This is a genomic window from Anaerotruncus sp. G3(2012), from assembly GCF_000403395.2.
Classification (GTDB): Bacteria; Bacillota; Clostridia; order Oscillospirales; family Ruminococcaceae; genus Anaerotruncus.
On sequence record NZ_KE159678.1, the window covers coordinates 199,086 to 219,585 of the forward strand.

Genomic DNA, 20,500 nt, shown 5'->3' on the forward strand with positions numbered 1-20,500 from the left:
TGGCGGTCGCAGAATTTGTTTTGCCGTGTCGCCAGAAATCGACCAGGGAATCCTGCTGATTCGATTATAATGGCCGATGGCATTTGTCGCCGTAATGCTGCGGTGAAGTCCGGGGAGTGGGGGAGCGTATGCCCGGACAGTGGCCGCCGGCATCAGAAATGTATCTTTAAAAGGAGAAAATGAAAATGGCAACAGAACTGGTAATGACTACCGAGGGCTATGAAGCGCTCAAAGCGGAACTCAATGAGTTGAAAAGCGTTACCCGTGGCGAAATTTCCGAGAAGATTCGGATTGCACGCGGATTCGGCGATCTTTCGGAGAACAGCGAGTATGACGAGGCCAAAAATGAACAGGCAGTCGTGGAAGCGCGGATCAAGAAGCTGGAGGACCAGCTAAAGTCGGTCAAGGTGATCAGCCGCGACCAGCTTTCAACCGAGACAGTCGGGATCGGCTGCCGGGTAAAAATTCTTGATCTCGAGTTTGATGAGGAGATGGAATATGTGATCGCAAGTTCGGTCGAGTCCCATTCCGACCTCAACAGCATCTCGGATGAATCCCCTGTAGGTAAGGGCCTGATGGGCCATAAGGTCGGGGATGTGGTGGAGATTCACGCTCCTGCTGCGGTCCTCAAGCTCAAAATTCTGGAGATCGGCCTATAATTCCCGGCGGAAATGTCGAAAATTTTGTAAAAAAGCGGGCTATGCAGATGCCTGCTTTTTTGCTATAATATGCCCAGAACAAAAACAGATCTGCCGGTGTTGTGACGGGATAACGGCGGCGGTCAAAACCGTATCATTATCATTGTTAAGGATGTGTCATATTGTGAGTGAGAACCAGAACAATCCTGCGGTCGAGCTGACCGCGGAGGAAGAACAGCAGAAGCGCTCGGAGATTTTGCAGATCCGCCGGGACAAGCTCTCCGCCCTGCAAGAAGAGGGGAAAGACCCGTTCCAGATCACGACCTATGCGCGCACTGCCTATGCGGACCAGATTGTGGAAAAGTTTGACGAGATGGAGGGCAGGACCGTTTCGATCGCTGGGCGGATCATGAGCAAACGTGGGATGGGTAAGGCTTCCTTTATCGATCTGCGGGACAGTTCGGGCCGGGTGCAGAGTTATGTCCGGCAGGATCATGTCGGTCCGGAGGTTTATGCAGATTTCAAGAAATGGGACATTGGGGACATCATCGGGATCGAAGGGGAGGTGTTCCGCACCCAGAAGGGCGAGATTTCGGTCAAGGCGGACAAAGCGGTTCTGCTTTCCAAATCCCTGCTGCCGCTCCCGGAAAAGTGGCATGGACTCAAGGACACCGAGCTGCGTTACCGTCAGCGGTATGTCGATCTGATCGTCAACCCGGATGTTAAGGATACCTTCGTCAAGCGTTCGCGGATTGTCAGCGCAATCCGCAGTGTCCTCGACCGGAAGGGTTTCCTCGAGGTCGAAACCCCGGTGCTGCATATGCAGGCGGGCGGTGCGAATGCGCGTCCGTTCATCACCCACCACAACACGCTCGATCTGGATATGTACCTGCGCATTGCGCTCGAGCTGCACCTTAAGCGGTTGATTGTGGGTGGGTTTGATAAGGTTTATGAGATCGGACGCACCTTCCGCAACGAGGGGATGGACCCCCGCCACAATCCCGAGTTTACCCTCTTGGAGCTATACGAAGCATACACCGATTATCGGGGCATGATGGACATTACGGAGGAACTGATCCGGTATTGTGCACAGACGGTGCTCGGCACCAGCGTGATCCGGTATGGGGATGTTGAGATTGATCTGGACAAACCGTTCGAGCGGCTTTCTATGCTTGATGCGGTCAAAAAATACAGTGGGGTGGACTTCCGGACTGTGGAGACGCTGGAACAGGCGCGTGCACTGGCAAAGGAGCACCACATTGAATATGAGGAGCGGCATGGAAAGGGCGATATTCTCAGCCTCTTCTTTGAGGAATACTGCGAGGAACACTTGATTCAGCCGGTCTTTATCACCGAGCATCCGGTTGACATCTCCCCGCTCTCCAAGCGCAAACCGGATGACCCGGAGTATACCGAGCGGTTCGAGCTGTTCATTCTGGGCCGCGAGCACGCCAACGGGTTCAGCGAACTGAATGACCCGATTGACCAGCGTGCGCGGTTTGAGCATCAGGCGGCGCTGAAAGCAGCCGGGGATGAGGAAGCGACCGATGTGGATGAGGACTTCCTCACCGCGCTTGAATACGGTATGCCTCCGACAGGCGGCGTCGGCATCGGTGTCGATCGGCTGGTTATGCTGCTGACCAATAGTGTTTCGATCCGTGACGTCCTGCTGTTTCCAGCGATGAAGCCGTTGGGCTGAGAAAACTCAGGAATCATGCGGGTTTGCAGCACTTCAAATCTGTGTTGACAACAATTTTTCGTAGAAATACGAAGGATTGTGATGCAGAATGAATTGTTGAAGGCGGATTGCACAATATAGCGCTTACGCTTGGGGGAACACTTTTTGAAAGAAATTTCGGAAAGTGTTCTCCTTTTTTGTTAGATAGCATCTACACGTGTTAAGCACGCATAGCAGCCCAAATAGCGATACAACGAATATGTACTGTGGCGATAAAAGCATCAGAGGTCTTGGCATAGCGGGCGGCAATGCCTCTCCAGCGTTTCAAAGACAGAAAGCAGTTTTCTGCCAAGCGGCGCAGTTTATAGAGATATTTATCATAGCCGCGCTGTTCTTTACGGTTCTTCTTCGGTGGAATTACGGGTTCCACCCCCGCTGAAACCGCATAGGACAGGATATCATTTGTGTCATAACCCCGGTCTGCCAACAGGGTTTCTGCGGAAATGCCTTCTATCAGGTGGACAGCTTCTTTACAATCCGCTCGGGTACCCTCTGTAATAAGGATTCGGACTGGCATACCATGCGCATCCACGGCCAGATGTATTTTGGTGTTAAGCCCCCTTTTGTCTTGGACATATCCTGATTGCCGCCTTTTGCTCCCGCTGCGTGGGGATGTACCTTGATGTGGCTGGCGTCGATCATCAGCCATTCATAATCCGGCTCATCGATCAGAATTTCCAAGAGTTTTTCCCAAACACCTTTTCTACGCCAACGGATGAACCTCTGATGAACACTGCCCCACTTCCCGTAATCGGGAGGCAGGTCACGCCGGGGCGCCCCAGTTCGCAATACCCAAAACACCGCATTGATAAAACGGCGGTTATCCTGAGCAATCCCGCCCCACTGGCCTCGTTGTCCCAGCAAATGTGGTTCGAGCAACCCTCATACTTTATCGTTTATGTCGTGTCTATGATAGGATGCATCCATCTTTCTGCCCCCGGTCTTTTAAGATAGTTCCATTCTATCACAATCCCCGCCTCTTGTGTAGACGCTATCCAGGAAACGATTTCCTGCGCGGTATGATTTGTGTATTCTATCTGCATCCGCCAGCAGATTTCTCCCTCTGGCATATCTTCATCCGAAAAATCCTTATCAGCTTCTTCATCCTCATCTGCCCAATATTCTGGTAGCAAATCAAAATATGGCAGGACGCTGTTTCGGGAGGGGGCAAGATTATAGTCCTCCGGCCACATGAAAGATTCCAGACTATGTACGGCCCAGCGCAGGAGCGTGGACATCTTTTTGCCGTCCAGCGTCATGGACTGCTCTGCCCCGTCACCATCGAAGTCGGTCATAGTGAGGATGCGGCTGATCCTGTTGGCGGTAAAGCGTCCGTTGACCGGCAATTCATCGCCATACTCGTCAAAGACCTCTGTATGGATTTCAAAAACTAATGTGTTGATGATAAGCTGTTTTTTCCTGCGTTGCGCTCGGCATAGGGGAAATGGATGTTGTAGACCTCCTGCGCCAATTCTGCAACCTCCGGGCGGTGATCGTGCATCCGGTTCCCCAGCCACACTTAGTCACTGGCGATCAACCGGCCCATTGGAAATAGTCTGTGCCTCAGCTTTCTTTACGGCGGAGAGCCGGGAGCAGGCTTTGCAGATATGCGCGGCGAGGCCCTTGCCGGAAAACTTTTCGTTAGCTTTGTATTTGCCGCAGATTTTACAGTAATGTCCATGCGGGAGGCCTGATTCCTTTTTGGACATGGGATAGCCCTCTCTTTATTTTGCATTTCCTCTATGATAGTACAACGTTTCTTTTAGAACCTGTATTCATAATCAGAGGATGCCGGATGGGCGAGGGATTTTGCTGCCCTGCAAGGCGAAAAAACGCAGACAATACTTTGTGTATTGCAAGATTTTTCAACGCGGCAGGCCGGCAAAAGACCCGCTCAGACGGTGTCGAATGGTTGTGAATACGGGTTCTTATTCCTACCGAAGCTATAAAATATGCCGATGCTATCTTCTCTTGACAAAGGGAAACAGAAAACTAACAACATAATGGGCTGTCAACCTTACGCAAAACACCGCTTTCGCTAAAAACGAAGCGGTGTTTTTGTATGTGTTCTGGACATCGTGACCAGAAGCGCCCCCGCCCGTTTTCACCGTTCCGTCCACGGAGGCTCTGCCGGATATATCCCCCGTCGCCGCGCCACCCATAGCACAACCGGGGCTACCTGTCAAGGGCAAAGCCGCCGCTGCGCGGCGGTGCTCCGCACCCTTGACTGGCTGTCCCGGCTGTGCTACCTCCCAAGGCGCGACGGGGAATATATCCTCCAGAGCCGCCCCCTTTCCCTGGATAGGGAAAGGGCGGGGGGATAGGGTCGAACCGCTTCCCCTCAAATCGCTTTCTTTTCCAAAGCTGATGTGTGGACAATTAGCAATTTCAATTCCTTGCCCCGCAAGGGTTTCCGGCCCCGGTTCTTTGAGGGGTGGTATAGTATCATTCCCCAGGCCCAATTCACTAAAATACTGTCAACATCTGAATTTACAGGAGGTATCTATGAGCGGTAAAAAATCAGCGTCTTACGGCCCCCAAAACCAGTCAACGCTGGTCGCTGGGAAAAAACGTGTTCGGAGCACGTCCGTCTGTGTCTGGCTGTCCCCGGACGAACAGGCAAAAATCCGGGAGCGCATGGCGGATGTTGGAATCCGCAACCTTTCGGCCTATATGCGGAAAATGGCGCTCAATGGCTACGTACTTCATGTTGACCTTGCGCCCGTTAAGGAGATCGTTTCTTTGCAACGGCGTTGTGCGAATAACCTCAATCAAATAGCTGTCCTGGCAAATACCTATGGCGGAGTTTACCCCGAAGAAATCAAGACCCTGCAAAAAGACTATGCGGATTTATGGGGGCCTCTCTCTGAACTGCTGGAGAAACTTTCGGAGGTGGTGGCGCTGTAAGCGCATAAGGCCCATGAGCGTCAGCGACGGGGCCGCAGACAGGGAAGCCTCTGGACACGGTGTCCAGAGGTTTCCGGCGGGTTTGGGGGCACCCCAACAAGCATTTTCGCAAAGCGAGAATTGCAAGTGTTATACACTTGCCCTGCTTGCTGTTAGTGCGCTCCCCCAGAATTGCGTAATAGTAGAGACTGCGTATTCCTAATCTCTTTTGTAAAATTATGGACTTGACAGAAGGACGACAACGTGTTATATTTTAAATATCAACACGATGTTATACATTAAGGAGGATAAAAACGTGGTACAGCAAATTTCCGATGCCGAACTTGAAATTATGAAAATCGTATGGGGAAACCCGGAGGATGTGACACTGTTTCCTTATATCATGGACGGGCTGGCAGCAAGAGGCAAGCCGTGTCAAAAGAACACCCTGATTGTACTCCTGTCGCGGCTGATGAATAAAGGCTTTTTGAGCGCAAAAAAAATCGGACGCCGCAACGAATATACCACGCTTGTTTCGGAAGCGGAGTACCAGACGGCGCAGACGAAAAATTTCCTGGATAAGATTTATGAGGGAAGCGCAAAAGGTCTTGTTTCCAATCTGATTATGGGCGATTTGCTGGCAGACGAGGAATATGAGGAATTGAAACGGCTGCTGGAGAAAGGAAAAGGGCAGCAATGAACGCAGTTTTGAAGATTTTCCTATCCATGTCTTTTTCCGGCAGTTTACTTATTCTGGCTTTACTTTTTGGAAAACAGTTTTTGAAAAACAAAATCAGTCGGCAATGGCAGTATTACATTTGGCTGGTTGTTGTTTTGCGGCTGCTGCTCCCGTTCGGGACGGAAGTAAGCCTGATGGGGAAGGCATATCAGGCTGTCGATCAGGCAATATCCCAGACCGCTCCTTTACCGCCGCAGCAACAGCCCCCATTAAACGCTCCGGAAAGCAATCTTGCTCCCGCTGTTGGGGCGGAACATCACAATGAAACGGTAAATAGTCCGGCAGATGATGTAACAACTGCCCACCCACTTCAAGATATTGGAGTGTTGTTAATCAGTCAGATATGGCTGGTGTGGCTGGTGGCCGCGCTGGGCTTGTTGATACGAAAAATAACAATCTATCAGGGCTTTATGCGGTATATCAAGGCTGGATTAACCCCGGTTTCTGACATTGAGCGGTTAGACGAACTTTCTATTGTTGCGGAGCAGTCGGGCATCAAAAAGCCCATTGAATTATGCGTCAACCCGTTGGTTTCTTCCCCTCTGCTGATTGGCTTTTTCCGTCCGTGTATCGTACTGCCCAGCGCAGATATTCCTGAAAAAGATTTTCGCTATATTATCCTGCATGAACTGACGCATTACAAACGGCGGGATATGTTCTATAAATGGCTGGTGCAGATTACAGTCTGCCTGCATTGGTTTAACCCGCTTGTATATCTTATGAGCCGGGAAATTACCAAGGCTTGTGAATTTTCCTGCGATGAAGCGGTTCTCGCAAAAATGGGATGCAATCATGCGCAGGACTACGGGAAAACCTTGCTTGACGCGATGGCCGCAGTTGGGAGATACAAAGAAAATCTCGGCGCTGTTACTTTAAGCGAAAATAAACAACTGTTAAGAGAAAGGATAGGAGCAATAATGAGTTTTAAGAAAACATCAAAAGCAATTCGGCTTTTGACTGGTATGCTGACGTTGTGTATTATTTTCAGTGCCGCTTTCGTTGGGATTTATTCTACTGCCGCCGCCGCAGATGTGCCAAATTCGATAAATACAGAGAAATTCGTGCCACCAATGTTTGATAATTCGCAAGCAGCCGATAATTCGTTAGAAATGGAAACATTGGAGTTTAAGGGAACATCATATTATTTAGTTTGCAATGAAGCCCAGCTCAGAGCGATTGGCACAGGCAAGTACGGCATGAACCTGAATTATATGCAGCAAGCGGATATTTCCTTATCCGCAGGTGATTGGGTTCCCATCGGAACATGGGATGTCCCTTTTACAGGAACCTATAACGGCAATGGCTTTGAAATCACGGGCCTTACCATGACTGACCCGGACGCAGAGATTATAGGACTGTTTGGGGTTGCGAAAAATGCACATATTTACAACATTACCCTGCGGGACTATGACATCACAAGTGCGGGAAAAAATGCCGCTAATAAGTCGGTTGGAGCAGTCCTCGCGATTGGACAAGGGAGCCGTTCCTATGATAATTTTGTCTATCCCAAAGAAGCAGCCGTGAGCATTGAGGATAATTCTTCAGAGATAGAGCGGTATTATAACGCCGACAGTTTGCCTCTGTTTGAAATCACTTTCCCCCGGCTGGACGAAAATGCTCAAAGGACATGGCTTGAAAAGCTCTATGCCGAGGGTGACTTTGCTTTTTTCTCTGTTGCTGTGCGCGGACTTGATGCAAATTCTTCTCTCTTTGCCAACTTCGCAGAAAAGGCGTATACCGATGAAGAAATCGCGTTTTTCTCCATGCTGACGGACTGCATGGACGAAACGGAACTGGAACTTTGGCTGGACAGGGCTTTGGAAGATGGAAACTGGGCTTTTCAATCTATGCTCTTTGATAAATTGAACCGGGGCGAGGAATTTGACGAGCTGGAAGAGAAGCAGCAGAAAGAATGGGCCGAAGCACAGGCGGCGGAATACCAGGCTGTGGGCGTTACAATGGACGGCAAAGACTATTATTACCAGGGCCAGCTTGTCAACATCTTTTTAGACATCCGGCCCAACAAATCCGTTTACACGCTGAATATGAACCCAAAAGGAACTGTCAATATTAAAATAGTCCGTGATACAGAAAACAAAATCACAGGCGTCGCCTATATGACTGAAGCGGAAGTGATTGAACTGTTGAGGGATATGGATGATCCGGATGATAAAACTGGTGTGGCAATAATCCCCGTTGATTTCAAAACCGTAGCGGCAGGAGAAACTATCTTCCTGGGGGAATACACATTGTCCGACGGAGATGAAATTTTGTACGACATTTCAGCGAAAACAGGGAACAGAATGAAGGTCTTTTTTGCAAAGGACAATCAGGAAGATGTGGCCTATTGGTCAGTGAATAACCTGCGTCAGCCGGGCGAACCGCTGGAATGTATTGCGGATTTTACCGTTGGGCCTCCAGCAACGAAGCCCGGAACCTATAAGCTGTACCTCCAAGCCCCGGACGGTACTTTGGGAACTGTAAAGGGCAGCGTTTCGATTGTGTCAGCAGACGCATTCTGATAATAATTCAACACCTCTGCCAGAACAACGGCATAATAAAAAAACCGTTGTTTCGGCGGCTGGTATCTGTGCGCCCGAACAAAATACAAGTAGCCATGCGGCGGTTTTGAAATAGTAAATTTCAAGCCGCCGCTTTCTTTTGAAAAAACGGAAAACGGAGGGTGTGTTAAAGTCGCCCATTTTTAAGGACACGGCGGTATCCTGGAGGTATCGCTATGTCCTTTTCTTATAGTTTGCTGTCAAAAAAAGCCCTCCCCTTCTAAAGGGAAGCCCTGGCCGCAACTGCGAAAAATGTAATATCCTGTCGCCCTGGTACGTCCGTGTAGCCTTGCGCTGTGCGGGCGTTTTTCTATCCAGGCGGAGCTTCTGGACACGGTGTCCAGAGGCCCGCTGCCGCTCCCCGCCCCCTCCATTTCGATCTGTCCCTTTCCGCCAATATCGAAATGGAGGTTACATATGACAACCATCAAATTGAACCGTTATTATCCCCACCTGACCGAGTGTATCACCCTGGAAGTCTCCGACGAGGTCGCCGTCGTTCTCTCCACTGGGGGCCGCCAGTGCGACAGCTACAAGCGGCGCAAGCGGGAGCATGACGAGTGCTCCCTGGACGTTGACCCCGGCTTTGAGCCGGATGTGTAATTTATTTACGGATACACGCTGACAACCAGCACTTACAGATACTCATGCCAGAGCAGCATACAAACCAGCAGGGGGAGCGACTATATCAGTAGCCGCTCCCCCTGTATGCCTAAACGCTAATGTAATGCGAACTATCGCTTTTTCTTTTTAAGCTCAGTTCTGAAAATGTTCTTCATTTTTTCCTTGCCAAGTTCGCTATATAGATCCTCAGACTTCATCTCTCCTGTATAGATAAGTTCCATAATTGCGATGTATGCTTCACCCAACGCCGTAGTTAGCAGACCGGCAGTTGTTCCAGATATTGCTCCGCCCGCCGCCGTTCCTACACCGGGAATTAGTTTGAGGAGATTAGAAACAATCGTTTTCCCAAGAATCGTTGCTCCAGCTGTTCCCAAGGTTGCTGAAATGAAACCTGTGAGAAAACTCTTATTAACCTCCATACCGAAAATCGCGGTTATTCCAGCAATCATTCCTACCTGTGTAGGAACTAACAATGCAGCATCAGAGAATGGGATTGGGGCAAAGCCTTCGCCAAAGGATGCAGCTACCGCTGTGGCGATTACTTTTTGTGATGCGTTCTTTTTTGCCTCCAGCGACACCTTTTGAAGATTTTGCAACGTGTCCTGGAGTTCATTAGGGAGGGCTTCACCCATAATATCAATCAAACGATCAAGACCATAAGCTCTCGCAACATATTCCTCATCAAAGTCCATATCTTGGGCGAGAACCGGAACCACCTTAACAATATCCAGATTTTCTTTTTCGACTAACCCCTTCATTTCAGCAGCTTTCTTTTTAGGGCAAGCCTGGGTAAGAACAACAATAATTGGAACTTGAGTGGCTTTATTGCTCTCCGTCAAACTGCGGAGCCACTGCATTTCGATATCGTCAAATGTTCTGTTTCCTCCTACATTGATACAATACCAGATGCAATGAATGGCCTTGTTGATATCCCTGGATCGCAAGCCATCGTTAATCAGACCCATTATCTCGTCCTTAACACTACTCTGTTGCTTTCCAGACAGCTCAAAACCCGGAGTATCATAAATTGCCAGAGGGAAACCATCCTTTTCAATCCGCTTAATGCCTTGGGTCACAGGACGGCCTAAGCCGGTTTCCGCGAAATTTCCGCGAAAGACACTGTTAATAAGTGTACTCTTGCCAACACCGGATTTCCCCACAACAATAATATTGAGCTTTTTTAAATTCTTTAGTTTTTCGTTGATGGCATTTATGCACTGCTGGGCAACTTGGTCGGTGTTAATCTCCATTCGCGTCATCCTCCTCTTGCAACTCTGCTTTCTCCAGCTGTTCCGGCTCGGCAGATGCTTCTTTCCGTTCAATGACTGGTCCCCAGTCGTCATCGTCATGATTTGCCCTCTTAAGGGAGGACTTATACAGAGTGCCTGATACGTTAGATAATATGCTTGGTAGAGTGACACAAGCAACGGCAAAAAGGGCAACACTCCCCACTACATAACTAATGGTTTTCACTGTCTTGCGCCGTTTTTCCTTTTTTTGTATTGATTCTATTGTAGCTTTGGCTTCTATTTCGGCTTCAGCCATCTTCTTAGCCAAGGATTTTATTTCTTGACCTGTCATAAGCTCCCTCCTTTACAATGACCTCATTGTAACATGGCAAGCAGGTTTGCGCAATATGAAAATGTCGATATACCTCGAAATTTGCAAAACGGTGTTCTCCATGCCCTAAGAAACCTTTGATCTTACTGTACCCTATTTCTGCTTCTTCCCCCTCTGCGAAACTGAACTTTTCAGCAGTTCCGACTTCTGGGCAATTCGTGCCAGCCACTGTTTTTCTTCTTCAGTCAGTTTGTTATAGCGGAGCTTTGTCTGCTTGCAGAACAGCATGATAAGCTGTTCCAGCTTACTGCCTTTGAAACGAGCAACCTCCTCCAAATCCTGTTTCAATTCTTCTGCGGCAGAGTTTTTCGGTGCGCTGTCACTCCGGCCCAGGTGCGCCTTCCTCATATCCTCCATGATGGCATCAATGTCACGATGCACCCGGCTGGTGAAATATTCCCCCTCGTCTACATGGGACGCTTGCAGAAGATAGGCCGTTCTGTCATTGTCCTCCGGCTGGTACTTCTCCACGATTTCAGCCCTCGCCACATCCACCCATGCGTTCAGATTTTGTATCTGCATGGCGGCGATGCCCTCAACATAAATCTGAATATCGGCCAGCAGCTTTACAAAATCCGAGTGCGTTACCAGTTCCCCCAGCAGGGCCGTATCCATCCGTCCCGCTTTTAATACTTCAATCATAGTGTCACTCAAACGCAGGTCTGCCAGATCAGCGTTTGGGTGGCGCTTTGTTTCTGTCAGGCCCAGCAAATAGTCAACGGTCACGCCGTAGAACTTTGCCAGCTTGATGAGGGCATAGTGGCTGATGTCCTTGGTGTCGTCCGCCTCATAGCTGCCCAGCGCGGACGAGGACAGTCCGGTTTGCTCCTCAAGCTCTTTCAGCGTCAGCTTGCGCTCCACCCGTAAATCCTTTATCCGTTCCTGTATCGTCAAAGACATATCGTTGCCCTCCATCTGATTTTACTGCCATTCTACCACATTTCCGAGAGCGTGGAAATATCCGGTTTTCAGACCGGATTTCCTACCTCTTGGATATACGGGAGAGTGGCCTTTTTTCTGCTACGATGTTCGTGTCAACAGCATTGCAGCTTGAAAAAAGAATGACCGTCCGAAACAGATATGTTCTCTGGTAAAGTATCGCATGAAGCGTATCAAGGGGAACAAAACGCCGCTGAGAGAACAGGGGCAGGAACGGGTTACGGGAAGAACGGCGGGAGTGCAGAGGGCGGCAGGCTCTTTGCGCCAAGTCCAGAGCGGCGAGCTTCTGGTCAGTGTCCAGAGGTGAAACCTTTGGGTCGGGTGCAGGGTGACAACGCCTGCTCAGGTGTCCAGAGGGTGAAACCCTTGGCCCAGTAAAGTGATGCTCTGCGTCACTTTATACTGGGTTATTATCTGGCGCAAAGCACTCAGATTTGGCGGCTTCGCCGCCCCTGGCCACTCCAAGAAAAACAAAAATAAGAAACAGGAAGGAGAGCAGAATGGCAAAAAGATTAACCCGGCACAACGGGAGAGCCGGAAAAAGCGGCGTCTACAAATCAACGCACAACGACCGAACCTTTGATACCGAACACGCCGGCCACATTGACAGTGAGCGGATTCAGCAGAACATCTATTGGGATTGCTTCCGGGGCGCGACCTATCCGGCCCAGCAGGACGGCGAGGTGTCCTTTGCGGATGTGGAACGGGCCTTTTATCTGAACCGCTACTCAGATTATCTTGACGGCCAGCATGAGCGGAACGCCAAACGCCGCCACTCCGAGCGTGACCGAAGCGTGGATGATCTGCTGGCAGACAAACGCTTCTGCCCGGAGGAAACAATTTACCAGATCGGCACGATGGAGGAATCCGTTTCCCCGGACACGCTGCTGGAAATTGTCGGAGAATTTATGATGGAACTTGAACGCCGCTTCGGTGAACATATCCATGTTATTGACTGGGCGCTCCATCTGGACGAGGCCACGCCCCATATCCATGAGCGTCATGTGTTCGACTATGTGAACCGCTATGGCGAGGTGGAGCCGAAACAGGAAAAGGCGTTGGAGGCGCTCGGTTTTGAATTACCTGACCCTGAGAAAAAACAGGGGCGCACCAACAACCGGAAGATGGTTTTCGATGCGGTCTGCCGGGTCATTCTGTTTGATATTTGCAAACGGCATGGGCTGGCTGTCGAGGAAGAACCTGACCCCGGCAACCGTGGGCGCAGCTATCTGGAGAAGAACGACTATATCATCCAGAAGCAGAAGAAGTTGATTACGGAGCAGGAGACGGCGATTGAAGAAAAGGCACAGGCGTTAGAGACCGTGTCGCTTCGATTGGAGGATGCCGAGGCCCTGATTGATAAGGTCACGGAAATTGCTTACGACAAGGCTGTGGAGTTTGTGACCGATGCCGTCCGCGCCGAAACGCAGATGCAGGATGAGAAGATCGTTTCCGATTACAAGGACTGGTGTCTGGCCCCGGAGCGGCGCTTTTCCACAGCGGAGAAAGGGCTGATCGGCAAGGTGCTGGGAAAGGCGCAGGAGCTGATCCACAAAGCCGCTCAAAAGGTGCTTGCCAGAGTGCAGGCGGTTTTGCGAAAGCCGGAGGTCAGAGCCGCTGCCACCAGACAGATCAAAGAGAAGGCCAGAGAATCCGTCTTTGCCAAGCTGGAACAGGGCAGGGCCGAGATTGCCAGACGGGACGCTGAGCGCAGAGCGGCGCAGTCCACAGCAAGGCACAGCATGGAGCGGTGATTGCTATTACACTGGCAGAGGGAATTTTGGTAGCCGCTGCCGAAATTCCCTCTGTCATGTTTTTTGAAACGGGACTGTCATGCCATTAGCCCGGTTTTTTCAGATTTGCTCATAACCATAGCAGGAGGGCGCGATGGACGCCCGATTTTTACAGCCTGCAAATAAAAAGTCAATAGTAAATTGATGATTTTAGGCAAAAAGTTTTATGCGAGATTTTGAATATTGAAATAAGACCACCGATATTCGCTGGTCTAAAATAAGGGTAAGTATTAGCTGGTTATTCTGAAAGAGTTGAAAGGTATTCTTTCACTCTGCCATAGTAGATGCGTAGGAACTTGTTTGCGCCAGCGGTCATATAGACGTAGTAAGGTTTTCCTTGTGCCCGTTTTTTATCCATAAACAGGTAGACTGGGTCATCCTGTGGTTTTGTCTTGATAAGAGCATCCATGACCTGAAACAGGGTCTTCCGGAGTGCGCCCGAGCCTCTCTTAGAGGCATGAACACTTTTCTGTTCATAAGAACCGGATTCATTGACTCCAGGATCGACGCCTGCAAAGGCTGTGATGGCTCCTTTATGTGTAAAGCGGGAAACATCCCCAATCTCAGCCATGAGCTGTGGACCAAGGGACTTACCAACCCCTTTCATAGCCATTACTACAGGATATTCCGGCAGCTTGGAAGCGGCTTCATTCATCATGGTTCGAAGCTGCTCAACAGTCTGGGAGGCGGTATTTAACTGGTCAATCGCCTGTTTGATGATAAGCTTTGTTAAATCATCCTTAGGAAGTACAGAAACAAGCTCCTTTGCTTTTCCATAGATTTCTTCGGCTTTCGACTGGCTGAAGTTGTACTTCTTTCTTTTGCACCACTTCTGATAGTGGTCTACAAAGACTTTTAGAGAAATTTTGCGGACACAATCTACATGCCAGAAAGTAGCTGCGAAATCCACCCATTTTTGGCTTCCGTCTTCGCGGGCGGGACTGTCAAAATAGGTGTTTGCACCCGGATACGTCTGATCAAGGATGCTGATGAGGTTGTTTTTCATGGCGGTTTTGTGTTTCATGTAAAAATCAAACTGGCGGTTCATGGTCTTTAATTGATTACGTATTTCGTCCATAAGACAATACTGTTTCAATTCCGTCCAGCTGTCAAGAGTATAGCGGGCGATTTTTACCGCATCTGCCTTATCAGATTTAACCTTGCGAAGGGAATTGTCGCTGAAGTCTTTGATAAGTTTGGGATTTACGGCACTGACAAAAAGCCCGGATTTAGAAAGTTCATGGATGAGAGGTTCATAGTAACGTCCCGTGTGCTCCATGACAATACGGGATTCTCCGTCAATGGATTTGATGTGCTCAATTAGAGAATAGATACCACTGGCTGTGTGCCTGACTTCAAATGGCTTTGAAACAATCTCGCCATATGGGCGAAGGATAGCCACCATGCTTTTACCTTTGGAAACATCAATACCTACTGCGTTCATAAACTTGCCACCCCTTAAAATTTGATAATGCAATGGATAAATACCAGTTTTACTCATTGCCTATTCCATCTACTGTGGCGTGACACGAACGTACCGGGAGGCAGTTCAACCTGCATAAAACGAACGCTGCGAATGAGGAGCTGGTTATCAGTCTATCAAACGGACGCGAAGTCCAAGATTGGAAGCCGATATACCGATTGCTCCATCATTATAACAGCTTAAGCAACAAGATGGATAATTCCTTACTGGCTGTAAGGAGTATTAACCATAAATACATTGTAGTAGATTGGAGGTATGCGAGAATGAATGAAAATGAAGAATTGCAGTCCGGGTTTCCCGACTGGCTGACAGAGGACTACAAACTCATAGAGCCGGAGTTCTGCCGGACGTTCCTTCAGGAACATCCCATGCGCTGTATCCGGGGGCGGTTCTACACGGTGGACGGGCTGGTGGCGGACGAGAGCGTCTTAAAAAAGGAAATCTACGACCAGATCAGCCCGTGGCTGGAAACCAAAACCGCCCGGAAGGTGGATGACCTTCTGAACGCCCTACAAATGGCGGCGTACTCCGAGCCGATAGAGTTGGAGTGCGACCGTATCCATGTTGCCAACGGCACACTGTTTGTAGATGGCCGCTTCTCGCCGGAAAAAGCCTACTGCAACAACCGCCTGACCGTCAGCTATCGCCCTGATGTACCGCCGCCGGAGAAGTGGCCGCGCTTTCTGGCGGAACTGCTGTACCCAGAGGACATCCCCACCTTGCAGGAGTACCTGGGCTACTGTTTGCTCCCCACCACCAGGGGTCAGAAGATGCTCATGCTCATTGGCAAGGGGGGCGAGGGCAAGAGCCGGATAGGGCTGGTGATGCGCTCCATCTTCGGGGACAGCATGAACACCACCAGTATCCAGAAAGTAGAGAACAACCGGTTCAGCCGCGCCGACCTGGAAAGCAAGCTCCTGATGGTGGACGATGACATGGACATGAGCGCCCTGCCCAAGACCAACTATATCAAATCCATCGTGACCTCGGAGTGCAAGATGGACATGGAGCGCAAGGGCGTTCAGAGCTATCAGAGCCAGCTTTATGTGCGGTTCCTCTGTTTCGGCAACGGGGCCTTGACCGCCCTCCATGACAGGTCTGACGGCTTCTTTCGCCGCCAGATCGTGCTGACCACAAAGGACAAACCAGCAGGGAGAGCGGACGATCCGTTTCTCTCGGACAAGCTGATTGCCGAGCGAGAGGGTATCTTCCTCTGGTGTCTGGACGGGCTTAACCGCCTGCTGGTAAACAATTATCGGTTCACCATCAGCGACCGGGCCAGGGAGAATATCTCTGTTGTAGTCCGGGAGGCCAACAACATCATGGACTTCTTGGCCTCTGCCGGATATGTCCGGTTCAAGGCAGACAGCGAGGCCGCTACCCGTGACCTCTATGCCGCCTATAAGGTCTGGTGCGAGGACAACGCCGAGAACCCGCTTTCCCCCAAGAGCTTTTCCGGCTTCATCGCGCAGAACGCCGACGCCTACCGGCTGGAGGCCACCAACAACGTGTATATCGGCAGCAGCAAGCGATGCCGGGGCTACCTGGGAATTGAGGTCTTGATCAAGCCGACCGCTTTATAAAAAAGAAATGAAATTATCTGTACGTGCGTACAGGCGTACACAGACGGCAGGTTGTACCGATGTACGTATGTACGGATGGTTTTGAGTTTGCCTTTATCTTTTTATAGGCAACCACGCTACCCTGACCTTAAAATGCCGGGGCAAAATTCAATCCTTGTGATTTTCGTGAAAAATATTATTCTGCGATGAACGAATTACACCCATAGGTGATTTACGAAACCGTGTAGCCCCTCTACGAAAAGGCGAGGAAATCCACTGTTCCGGCAGAGATCATGTAAAGCCGTGAAGTGGATATAGGCCCCTTATGACCTAGGCTTCATCATAGCAAATCTGAACGGAAATTACAACTGCGAAAATCCTCATCATTCCGTAAAAGTGCTTTTCAGAACACAACATCAAATTCATCAGAAAGTGAGGAAAAAACTTTGAAATCCGATATGAGGAACGAGATCAAGGCGTACATTGTGCGCCAGGGGATGACCATGCAGGAGGTAGTCGATGTGCTGTCCGATGTGTACGGCTGGTCGGACAGTGTGTCCAATCTCTCCAACAAGCTCCAGCGGGAGTCCCTCCGCTACAAAGAGGCTGTCCAGCTTGCCGATGCGCTGGGCTATGACATTCAGTGGGTCAGGCGCAAGGTTGACTGACCCAACAGACTACGAATTATGGAGGTACTTTATTGAACAATTTTGAAAACTATGTGTACGAACCCATTGACCTGTGCGCCTGCTATGAGCCGATGTTCGATGCGCCGCAGGAGTTGATTGACGAATGGAACGCTGCCTACGTTGAACCGGACGAGGTTCCCACTTTCTATGTGGAGGACGAATACGGAACATTGTACTTCTACTATGGTAACTCCCGTATCCGGGTCGCCGAGCATTTCAACGATAATGGAAAACCCATTGGGACGCTGATTGAGAATGTGATTCGCTACTCCGCCGCCCATCAGACGGAGAAAAACTGATAGATATGAATTGAAACCGGCCCGCGCTTATGGTATAATTGCACCAGTATGAGTATTGTAAGCGCGGGTTGTTTCATGATTGAAGGAGGTAACTTTTTGAAACAACCGCAATATAACACCGCGCTCTATATGCGTCTTAGCCGTGATGATGAGTCTTTTGGCGACAGCGTTTCCATTGAAACCCAGCGCACCGTCCTCACCCAGTATGTCAGAGAACACCCGGAGTTCCATGTGGTGTCCGAATTTGTGGACGACGGATGGAGCGGAACGAATTTCGACCGGCCCCAGTTCAAGCGGATGATGGAGGAAATCGAGGCAGGGAACATCAACTGCGTCATTACGAAAGATTTATCCAGATTTGGCCGCGAACACATCATGATGGGCTACTACCTGGAGTTCGTGTTTCCGAAGCTGAAAGTCCGCTATATCGCCGTCAACGACAACGAAGATACCGACAAGGGCTTGTCAGACTTTGTTCCGTTCAAAAATCTCATAAATGAGTTCATGGCAAAAGATACCAGCCGCAAGAGTAAGGCCGCATTTCGGGCAAAGTTTCTCAACGGCGAGAGGGTCAATTCGATGGCTCCCTTCGGCTATGTGAAGCACCCGGACATCAAAAACAAGCTGATGATTGACGAGGAGACCGCTTGGATCGTCCGTAAGATTTTTGACCTTTCCCTACATGGAACAGGCGCGTCAAAAATCGTGAAAACGCTCATGGAGGAACAAATCCCTTCCCCTGGCTGGTTCCAGTATACCCGCAATGGGGGCTGCGCTCATTTCTTTGCTGGACAGCCGGAAGAAAAGAAATTTGCATGGTCCCCTACGCAGGTCAAGAACATTCTGAAGGACGAAACCTATATCGGCAACACGGTCCACCACCGTCAGGGAACAGTTTCCTACAAAAACAAAAGGGTGGTTCGCAACCCGCCGGAGAAATGGCTTCGCGTTGAGGGAACCCATGAAGCTATCATATCCCAGGATGTTTTTGAAGTAGTGCAGGAGCAAAGAGCCAGACACCACCGGGAGTGCAAGAATAAGCAGACGCAGATTTTCTCTGGCCTTTTGAAGTGCGCCGACTGCGGATGGTCGATGCGGTACACGCTGAGGTCGAATGTCAAAAAGCCATATGCCTTTTTCAACTGCGGCAGCTATCGAGACTATCACCGGATCAACGGCAAATGTTCTCCGCACTATATCCGCTACGATGCGCTTTACGCATATGTACTGGCAAGAATTCAGCACTGGTCGGCACAGGCACAGCAGGATGACGGCAAGCTGCTGGCCCAGCTTCTGGATGCTGGCAGTCGGGAACGAAGTGCCGCTAAAAAGAAACAGGCAGCGGAATTGAAGAAAGCCGAAAAGCGGAGGTCCGAGATTGACGGACTGTTTGCAAGACTCTATGAGGATTGGGCGGCTGGACGGATTACAGAATACAACTTCAATATGCTCACCGCCAAATACCAGACCGTACAGAGCGAGCTGACCGAGAAGGTTGACGCCCTGACTGCGGAGCTGGACACCGCAAAGCAGACCGAAAGCGATGCCAAGCAGTGGGTCGAACTCATCCGGCAGTATGCCAATCCTACGGAGTTGACCGCCCCTCTGCTGAACGCCTTGATTGATAAGATTGTGATCCATGAGTCCATCAAGGGCGAGGATGGCGAACAGGAGCAGGAAATTGAGATTTTCTATCGCTTTATCGGCAAGATTGACTGAACACTGGAATTTGTATCCTTAACTGAATAACACGGATGTGATGTTCCCGCCCCTGACCCCGGAGGAGATCATTCTGGAGGAGGAAAACCGTTCTATCCTCTACGCCGCTCTTGACCAGCTCCCGCCCATCCAGGCCCGGAGAGTGTATGCCCACTACATTCTGGGCAAGAAGAAGTCTGAAATTGCTAAGGCTGAAAATGTGGTGGAAAGTTCCATTTGCGACAGTATCCGCCGGGGCCTGAAAAATCTCTCTGAACTTTTGAAAAATTTTCATTGAGGGGTATCCGAAATCGCCTAAAAACCGCCTGATAGGCAAGGAGGCTTATACGCTTTTTGAGGACAACTGAATATACAGTATTCCAGGCACAAAACCCGTGTGATGAGCGACGAAAGGCGCGCCGCCAGGACAGCCCGCTTGAGGAGGTGACAAAAGCGGGTCGAGCGATTAACGCAAGCCTTTGACCCGGCCCTGGCAAGCCGGGCGCGACGACAGCGCGGGGGACAATGAAACTTGCTCACGCCCTCCCATGGACTTGCGGGGGAGCTTCGCAATCCTGCGGAGCTATGACAGCCGGAGCCGCCGGCGGCCTGGGATGCTCCCCTGTGCCGGGGTGCGTGGCAAATACGGCGCAAGCATTTGTCAATTATAGATCGAAATGGATTGATCCCTGCTGGCCTCTGGACACCGTGACCAGATGTGGAGCAAGGTTGAAAGGCAGCACTTTTTCGGGTGCTGTCTTTCTGCGTTCCCCCACATCCTTGTGATTTGGGGCTGTCTTTGGTATAATATACTTGTAAAGGTTGACAGCTCCATTCCGATACGGAAAGGAGCCGACAATGGAAAATCGCATTGACGCTATCTACGCGAGACAGTCTGTGGACCGTAAAGACAGTATCAGCATTGAAAGCCAGATTGAGTTCTGCAAGTACGAGCTGCGGGGAGGGAATTTCAAGGACTACAAAGATAAAGGATTTTCCGGCAAGAACACGGACTGATATGGTATAAAAAAAGTTGACACCTTTTCCTCAAGGGAGTAGAAAAAAGAGAAGAAGAAGGAGGAAAGGCAATGGCTCGAAGCTACGATAAAGAGTACAAGGTACAGGCCGTAAAGCTGGCCAGAGAGATCGGCGGAGACAAAGCGGCGAAGGAGCTGGGCATCCCGAAAGGGACGATCCACGCCTGGCTGAAAGCGGTGCGGGAGGGGCGCCT

The 20,500-nt window shown here is 50.1% G+C and carries 18 protein-coding genes and 1 pseudogene; 13 read left to right on the forward strand and 6 right to left on the reverse strand.

The window, feature by feature from the left end; genetic code table 11:
* Positions 1–185: 185 nt before the first annotated feature.
* Complete coding sequence (gene greA, locus C814_RS20045; protein ID WP_016317293.1) at positions 186–659, forward strand: transcription elongation factor GreA; 474 nt, start codon at positions 186–188, stop codon at positions 657–659.
* Positions 660–822: 163 nt separating this feature from the next.
* Positions 823–2,337 carry a lysine--tRNA ligase gene (gene lysS / locus C814_RS20050; protein WP_016317294.1) on the forward strand — a complete coding sequence of 505 codons (1,515 nt, stop codon included), beginning with the start codon at positions 823–825 and terminating at the stop codon, positions 2,335–2,337.
* 199 nt (positions 2,338–2,536) lie between these two features.
* Here lysS and C814_RS23230 read toward each other — a convergent pair.
* Both C814_RS23230 and C814_RS24320 read right to left on the reverse strand, forming a co-directional pair.
* Positions 2,537–3,255 (reverse strand): IS5 family transposase gene (locus tag C814_RS23230; RefSeq protein WP_242829029.1). Its coding sequence is split into 2 segments (ribosomal slippage): positions 2,537–2,931 and positions 2,931–3,255, totalling 720 coding nucleotides; the frame shifts between segments, so codons are not numbered across the junction.
* 17 nt (positions 3,256–3,272) lie between these two features.
* Positions 3,273–3,893 (reverse strand): hypothetical protein, encoded by a 621-nt coding sequence (locus C814_RS24320; protein ID WP_196809953.1) that lies wholly within the window; start codon positions 3,891–3,893, stop codon positions 3,273–3,275.
* Between the two features lie 988 nt (positions 3,894–4,881).
* Between C814_RS24320 and mobC the strand changes: the two genes are divergently transcribed.
* The 4 genes from mobC to C814_RS20090 all read left to right on the forward strand — a co-directional run bounded on the left by mobC (position 4,882) and on the right by C814_RS20090 (position 9,165).
* The gene (mobC, locus tag C814_RS20075; protein WP_016317298.1) at positions 4,882–5,283 is read left to right on the forward strand and encodes a plasmid mobilization protein; all 402 of its coding nucleotides are present in this window, start codon (positions 4,882–4,884) and stop codon (positions 5,281–5,283) included.
* A 295-nt stretch (positions 5,284–5,578) separates the two neighbouring features.
* On the forward strand, positions 5,579–5,962 hold the full coding sequence (locus C814_RS20080) for a BlaI/MecI/CopY family transcriptional regulator (RefSeq protein WP_016317299.1): 384 nt from the start codon (positions 5,579–5,581) through the stop codon (positions 5,960–5,962).
* Positions 5,959–8,523: a M56 family metallopeptidase gene (locus C814_RS24705; RefSeq protein WP_016317300.1), complete on the forward strand. Its 2,565-nt coding sequence runs from the start codon at positions 5,959–5,961 to the stop codon at positions 8,521–8,523. The genes C814_RS20080 and C814_RS24705 overlap by 4 nt, the downstream gene beginning before the upstream one ends.
* A 456-nt stretch (positions 8,524–8,979) precedes the next feature.
* Positions 8,980–9,165, forward strand: coding sequence for a hypothetical protein (locus C814_RS20090; protein ID WP_016317301.1), 186 nt, complete (start codon positions 8,980–8,982; stop codon positions 9,163–9,165).
* A 131-nt stretch (positions 9,166–9,296) separates the two neighbouring features.
* On the opposite strand, the gene C814_RS20095 is transcribed toward C814_RS20090, so the two are convergent.
* From C814_RS20095 to C814_RS20105, 3 genes are all read right to left on the reverse strand, one after another.
* The gene (locus tag C814_RS20095; RefSeq protein ID WP_016317302.1) at positions 9,297–10,436 is read right to left on the reverse strand and encodes a YcjF family protein; all 1,140 of its coding nucleotides are present in this window, start codon (positions 10,434–10,436) and stop codon (positions 9,297–9,299) included.
* Positions 10,426–10,767, reverse strand: a complete 342-nt coding sequence (locus C814_RS20100) for a hypothetical protein (protein WP_016317303.1) — start codon at positions 10,765–10,767, stop codon at positions 10,426–10,428. Before C814_RS20100 ends, C814_RS20095 begins: the two co-directional genes overlap by 11 nt.
* A 132-nt stretch (positions 10,768–10,899) precedes the next feature.
* Positions 10,900–11,706, reverse strand: coding sequence for a helix-turn-helix domain-containing protein (locus C814_RS20105; protein ID WP_016317304.1), 807 nt, complete (start codon positions 11,704–11,706; stop codon positions 10,900–10,902).
* A 539-nt stretch (positions 11,707–12,245) separates the two neighbouring features.
* Between C814_RS20105 and C814_RS20110 the strand changes: the two genes are divergently transcribed.
* A complete protein-coding gene (locus tag C814_RS20110) occupies positions 12,246–13,499 on the forward strand; it encodes a plasmid recombination protein (protein ID WP_016317305.1) in 1,254 nt (417 codons plus the stop codon).
* A gap of 277 nt (positions 13,500–13,776) precedes the next feature.
* On the opposite strand, the gene C814_RS20115 is transcribed toward C814_RS20110, so the two are convergent.
* A complete protein-coding gene (locus tag C814_RS20115) occupies positions 13,777–14,982 on the reverse strand; it encodes an IS110 family RNA-guided transposase (RefSeq protein WP_016317306.1) in 1,206 nt (401 codons plus the stop codon).
* A 302-nt stretch (positions 14,983–15,284) separates the two neighbouring features.
* Here C814_RS20115 and C814_RS20120 point away from each other — a divergent pair, with 302 nt between their 5' ends.
* The 6 genes and pseudogenes from C814_RS20120 to C814_RS23235 form a co-directional block, all read left to right on the forward strand.
* Positions 15,285–16,604, forward strand: a complete 1,320-nt coding sequence (locus C814_RS20120) for a DNA primase family protein (protein WP_016317307.1) — start codon at positions 15,285–15,287, stop codon at positions 16,602–16,604.
* Between the two features lie 425 nt (positions 16,605–17,029).
* A complete protein-coding gene (locus C814_RS20125; RefSeq protein ID WP_016317308.1) occupies positions 17,030–17,251 on the forward strand; it encodes a hypothetical protein in 222 nt (73 codons plus the stop codon).
* A gap of 32 nt (positions 17,252–17,283) precedes the next feature.
* Positions 17,284–17,571 carry a hypothetical protein gene (locus tag C814_RS20130; protein WP_016317309.1) on the forward strand — a complete coding sequence of 96 codons (288 nt, stop codon included), beginning with the start codon at positions 17,284–17,286 and terminating at the stop codon, positions 17,569–17,571.
* 96 nt (positions 17,572–17,667) lie between these two features.
* Positions 17,668–19,290, forward strand: a complete 1,623-nt coding sequence (locus C814_RS20135) for a recombinase family protein (RefSeq protein WP_016317310.1) — start codon at positions 17,668–17,670, stop codon at positions 19,288–19,290.
* 37 nt (positions 19,291–19,327) lie between these two features.
* Positions 19,328–19,567: an RNA polymerase sigma factor gene (locus C814_RS20140; protein WP_369750576.1), complete on the forward strand. Its 240-nt coding sequence runs from the start codon at positions 19,328–19,330 to the stop codon at positions 19,565–19,567.
* 560 nt (positions 19,568–20,127) lie between these two features.
* Positions 20,128–20,283 (forward strand): annotated as a pseudogene (locus C814_RS23235) (recombinase family protein); the annotation flags it as partial.
* Positions 20,284–20,500 lie beyond the last annotated feature (217 nt).

Bases quoted from the DNA above. Each gene is read 5' to 3' on its own strand.
- greA (WP_016317293.1), top strand. From the start codon at position 186: ATGGCAACAGAACTGGTAATGACTACCGAGGGCTATGAAGCGCTCAAA.
- mobC (WP_016317298.1), top strand. From the start codon at position 4,882: ATGAGCGGTAAAAAATCAGCGTCTTACGGCCCCCAAAACCAGTCAACG.
- C814_RS24705 (WP_016317300.1), top strand. From the start codon at position 5,959: ATGAACGCAGTTTTGAAGATTTTCCTATCCATGTCTTTTTCCGGCAGT.
- C814_RS20090 (WP_016317301.1), top strand. From the start codon at position 8,980: ATGACAACCATCAAATTGAACCGTTATTATCCCCACCTGACCGAGTGT.
- C814_RS20095 (WP_016317302.1), bottom strand. From the start codon at position 10,436: ATGGAGATTAACACCGACCAAGTTGCCCAGCAGTGCATAAATGCCATC.
- C814_RS20100 (WP_016317303.1), bottom strand. From the start codon at position 10,767: ATGACAGGTCAAGAAATAAAATCCTTGGCTAAGAAGATGGCTGAAGCC.
- C814_RS20105 (WP_016317304.1), bottom strand. From the start codon at position 11,706: ATGTCTTTGACGATACAGGAACGGATAAAGGATTTACGGGTGGAGCGC.
- C814_RS20110 (WP_016317305.1), top strand. From the start codon at position 12,246: ATGGCAAAAAGATTAACCCGGCACAACGGGAGAGCCGGAAAAAGCGGC.
- C814_RS20115 (WP_016317306.1), bottom strand. From the start codon at position 14,982: ATGAACGCAGTAGGTATTGATGTTTCCAAAGGTAAAAGCATGGTGGCT.
- C814_RS20120 (WP_016317307.1), top strand. From the start codon at position 15,285: ATGAATGAAAATGAAGAATTGCAGTCCGGGTTTCCCGACTGGCTGACA.